The sequence below is a fragment of the Salinarimonas soli genome (genome assembly GCF_008386575.1).
Classification (GTDB): domain Bacteria; phylum Pseudomonadota; class Alphaproteobacteria; order Rhizobiales; family Beijerinckiaceae; genus Salinarimonas_A; species Salinarimonas_A soli.
Genome location: NZ_VUOA01000041.1, coordinates 1 through 1,056 on the forward strand (window position 1 = coordinate 1; position 1,056 = coordinate 1,056).

Consider the following 1,056-nt stretch of genomic DNA (forward strand, 5'->3'; position numbering starts at 1 on the left):
TGGGTCCCGGCCCGAGCGCGATGTCGGTGAACAGGGCATCCAGCACCGGCCCGGTGCGGATCAGGGCGCCGGCCTCGATCGCCGAGGCAGTTTCGACGACCTCGAACCCGGCCTGCTCCAGCGCTTCGCAAACCGGCTCGCGATAGAGCGGCTCATCCTCGACGACCAAAATACGCATGTGACGCTGTACGGAAACCGCTGACTGAGAACGCAGGACTGGGAGGGGCGAGGATCGTCCTGCTGTAGCGGCTCCGTTCAGGCAGTTCAACTCGCGTCACTGCAGATGCATGCCAGATACCTGCGGTTACCTTAAGGCGCGTATTCGCCTGGGCTCAGGGATGCAGCCGGCCATTGGTCAGCCGGTGCGCGAGTCACGGAACCGGACAAGCCTGACCGAGATGGCCAAGGGTCACGCCGCCTTTACGCCCGAGAGGAAGGTTGCCACCTCCTGCCCCAGGCTGGTCGAGTGCTGCGCAAGCTCGCGCGCCGCGCCCAGGACCTGTGCGGCCGCGGCCCCCGTCTCGCCGGCGCCCTGCCTCACGTCCTGGATCGCCCCCGTGACCTGCTGCGTGCCCTGGGCCGCCTGCTGGACGTTGCGCGCGATCTCCCCCGTCGCGGCGCCCTGCTCCTCGACAGCCGCCGCCACCGCAGACGAGATCGCCGACATCTCGGCGATGATCTGCCCGATCTCCCGCACCGCCTTGACCGCCCCCTCCGTCGCGCTCTGGATGCTGGTGATCTGGGCCGAAATCTCCTCGGTGGCCTTCGTCGTCTGCCCAGCGAGCGCCTTCACCTCGGACGCGACCACCGCAAACCCACGCCCGGCCTCACCAGCTCGCGCCGCCTCAATGGTCGCGTTCAGCGCAAGCAGGTTCGTCTGGCCGGCGATGCTGTTGATCAACGCGACCACCTCGCCGATCCGACCCGCATCGGCCGCCAGCGCCTGCACCGCCGCATCCGTGCCACGCGCCTTCTCGACGGCCCTGGACGCGATGCCGCTGGACTGTGCGACCTGAGAGGCGATCTCGCGAACGGAGATCGACAGCTCCTCCGTCG

At 68.6% G+C, this 1,056-nt stretch carries 1 protein-coding gene; it reads right to left on the bottom strand.

Going from position 1 to position 1,056, the window contains the following annotated elements:
* Positions 1–409 precede the first annotated feature (409 nt).
* A partial coding sequence (locus tag F0L46_RS22365; RefSeq protein WP_240540114.1) for a methyl-accepting chemotaxis protein occupies positions 410–1,056 on the bottom strand: 647 nt, incomplete at its 5' end.